3 protein-coding genes are annotated in these 3,561 nt (G+C 67.0%); 1 reads left to right on the top strand and 2 read right to left on the bottom strand.

What is annotated here, in order from left to right; genetic code table 11:
- On the bottom strand, window positions 1-762 hold a 762-nt coding region (locus tag VFG33_RS06905; RefSeq protein ID WP_325023589.1), incomplete at its 3' end, for a serine/threonine-protein kinase.
- 131 nt (window positions 763-893) lie between these two features.
- Window positions 894-2,990, bottom strand: coding sequence for a sialate O-acetylesterase (locus VFG33_RS06900; protein WP_325023587.1), 2,097 nt, complete (start codon window positions 2,988-2,990; stop codon window positions 894-896).
- 261 nt (window positions 2,991-3,251) lie between these two features.
- Here VFG33_RS06900 and VFG33_RS06895 point away from each other — a divergent pair.
- Window positions 3,252-3,561: phytanoyl-CoA dioxygenase family protein (locus tag VFG33_RS06895; RefSeq protein ID WP_325023585.1), on the top strand; the 310-nt coding region annotated here is incomplete at its 3' end.

Raw genomic sequence — 3,561 nt, 5'->3', positions numbered from 1 at the left:
CGGTGCGAGGGCAGCGGCCAACAGCGGCTTCAGTCGGGGGTCGAGACCTTCGAGGTCGGCCTGGCCCTTGTGGACCCGATGCAGCACGACCTCGAACGGCCCCTTGCCGAATGGGCGTCGCCCGGTGGCCGCGTACGCGACGGTGGCGGCCCAGCCCCACCAGTCGGCGGACTCCGAGACCATCTCGCCTTCGATCAACTCCGGCGCGAGGTAGCCCGGCGTACCGATCACCAGGCCGGTCTGGGTGAGCCGTAGGTCGTCAGCGGCCTGGGCGATGCCGAAGTCGATCATCACCGGCTTGCCGTTGAACATCATCACGTTGCCGGGCTTGAGGTCCCGGTGGATCACTCCGGACGCGTGGATCGCCTGCAGAGACTCCGCGAGACAACCGGCGACCGGCAGCCAGCGCTGCGGAGTCAGAGGCCCTCGCTCGTCTACCTGCTCGTCCAGAGGACGTCCGGGCACGAACCGCGTGACCAGGTACGGCCTGTCGCCCGACAGGTCGTGGTCGAGGATCCCGGCCACTCCTGGGTGGTTCACCTTCTGCAGCGTCGTGGCCTCGCGCTCGAGCCGGGCACGGGCGGTCGGATCGTGCGCCACGTGCGGCCGCAGTACCTTCAGCGCGACCTCTTTGTGCTCGGGTCCCTCGGCCAGGTAGACGACACCCATGCCGCCCTGGCCGAGCCGCCGGATCAGCCGGTACGGCCCCACCCGTTCCTCCACCTCCACAGGAGTGGAAGGCGGTCCCCCTGTCACTGACATGGCATCTACGGTACGTCGGCACGGGCCCACCGGCCCCGACTCGCTCCCAGTGGGATTGCACCGCCACGGACCGTGTTCACCAAGTGGCGCGGCCGGTGCCCTGGGGCGGTAGGCGCCGGCCGCGCCCGGGATCAGCCGGTCACTGGCAGGCTGAAGGACAGCAGGCCTGTGCCGGTCGCGTTGGTGATCCATGGGCCGGCACCGTTGTGGCCCTGGTAGATCAGATTGGTCACGCCTGCTGCAGGTCCGGACAGGGTGAGCACGAGCTTGCCGCCCGGCTGGTAGGCAACCGACGACACAGTGACGGCTGCACCGTCCACCCGGAAGTCCGCGGCGACTCCGGCATCCACAGTCAGTGGATCGGTGGACCGGAGTTGCACAGTGAGCTCTGACCCGCTTGCGGCGACACCAGCTGGGTTCGGCGGAGCCACACCCGCTGACGGCCCGCCGTACAGGTCTCTGGCCAGTACTGCGTACGTGTGGTCGCCCATGTCTCGGTATCCCCCGAGATAGGAGTAGTGGCAGCCGTCATGGCCGGACAGGCCGTTAGTGGACAGCAGAGTCACGCCCTGGCTGTCTCCGAGTTGGCGCTGGGCCTCTCGCAGGTTGATGGCGGTCGTGTTGCCGCAGGGCGACGTGCGGACCTGGTACACGTAGTACCTGCTGCCCCCGGAGATCGCACCGCCGAACTCGGAGCGCCAGTCCTGCAGCAGTGAGGTGAAGCCGGCGACGTGTACCGCGGCGTTGTCGTTGTCGGACTCGCCCTGGTACCAGAGCACTCCCTTGACCTGGCTGATCACTCCCGCTGCTTGCAGGCGTTGCCGCAGCCGGCCGTAGTTGGTGTTGAGGTCGCTCGGGTTCGCGTCGTTGCGCTGGAAGAACTGGATCGGCTGACCACCGTGCGCGCCGTTGAAGAGCGCGACCGGGACCTTGTTGGTGTCCACGATCCGCCGGGCCATCCGGATCGCCCACTGGCCGACCGACCCCGACTGCGTGGTCACGTCACCGGTCGCGTAGTGCCAGACCCGGTCCGCGCCGGAGATGGTGCCGTCCGAGGTCGACGTCCCGAAGCTCCGCAGATAAGGCGATTCCTCCACATTCGCCGCACCGTTGAACTTGAACGCCTCCGCGTTGGATTGCCCCTGCACTACGAAGACGTCGCCGGAGACAACGCCTTCCCGCCGGGCCACCACCCGGTCGATCCCCGGGCCGGTCGCGCGCAGTTCGAACGTGTACTCGTGCAGACCGGCCGTGATCCGCGGGGTGAAACGGAAGCTGCTCGCCGAGGAGTTGAACGTCTCCGTCCTGCCGTTGCCGATCACCTTCAGCTGCACCCGCTTGACCCGCGGATCCGTGATCCGTCCGGCCACCGGGGCCACGGCTCCGTTCCGGCTGTCGCGGGGGAGGAGTTGCCGGTCCTGCGGCGATTCGGTCACCGCGACGAGCGAAGTACGGACGAAGGCGGTCAGTTTGCGTTGTGAGTAACGGTTCGCGTTGTTCGCGAAGGTCCAGTCCGGCTGGCCGCCGGAGTTGGTGCCGATACCGAGCGAGAGCAGGCTGTTGTCCGACTCGGTGAAGGTGTTGATCGCGAACACCTGTTTGGCCGCGAGGTTCGACGGCCGGGTCGGGCCGATCTGTGACACCTGGAACGAGCCGTAGCCCAGCGGTGAGGTCGGGTTGTCGTCGACGTCGAAGGTGATCGGCGAGGCGTTCGCGACCTGGGTGCTGGCGCTTTCCTGGTACTGGTTCGGCCACATCTCCAGGTAGCCGGTCTGGCCGGAACCGCTGGTCACGCTGGGCACGTTCGAACGGACCTCGAGGTCGCCGACCCGCTGACGGACGAGCTCACCAGGGCGCGTCGGCAGCCCGATCCGGCGGGCATCGTCGGTGAACGGCTCCATCGCCGTCCACACCCACTGCGGACCGTCGGGTCCGTTCAGCTCGACGCAGTAGCCGATCCGGTCGAAGTTCGAGCCGATCTCGGCCGTGCGGTCGAGGCTGTACGGCGGGGTTTCGTTCAGGAAACTTGCCCGTTCGGGCAGTTCGAGCTGTAAGACCGGGGTGAAACCGGTCGCGGCCACGTCGCAGGAGGTGGTCGCCTCCGGCAGGGCGGAGGCAGGTGAGACCACAGCGACCAGCGAGGCTGCGGTGGCGGCGACCGTGGTGAGGATGGTGACGGTCGAGCCGGGGTCGAATCTTCGGGCGCGGACGGGCGCGGTACGAGGCATGGCGGACCTCCAAAGGCGGGACTGACTCCACCATGGGTAGCGAATCGATCACTCCTGGTGCGAGCTTTCTGCGCCCAGCGGTGCGATCCCTGCGCTCAGTGGTTAGTCTTCTCCCCGGACGGTACGACGGGGAATGCCGCGTCGCACCGGCTGATTTCCGCCCGGACAATCACAAACCAATGTCCCCATCCCCCTGACAATGTCGATTCCGACGCACTACCTTGAGCAGGGTCATTGGGGACTCCGAAGGAAGAAGGCAGTATGTCTGCGGTGGACAACGTCGATGTGGGCGGGTTCTGGGAGAACGGCTGGACGATCGTGCGCGGGGTGTATTCCCGTGACGACATCAAGCGGTTGCGGGAGTCGGCGCATTGGTCGCGGAAGAATTTTGGTGGGGATCTGTTGGCGAACCCGCGGTTGCGGGAGGTGCTGACGGATGGGAACTTCGTGAAGATCGCCCGGCAGATCCTGGGTGAGGACAAGATCGTGTACTCCGGTGACAGTGCGTTCACGGTGAACGGGGTGCAGCGGGGGTTCCACAAGGACAACGCGGATCGGGTGGATCCGAACG

Origin of the sequence: Kribbella sp. (genome assembly GCF_035687465.1) — a bacterium.
GTDB lineage: Bacteria > Actinomycetota > Actinomycetes > Propionibacteriales > Kribbellaceae > Kribbella.
This window is presented reverse-complemented; position numbering and strand designations above follow the sequence as displayed.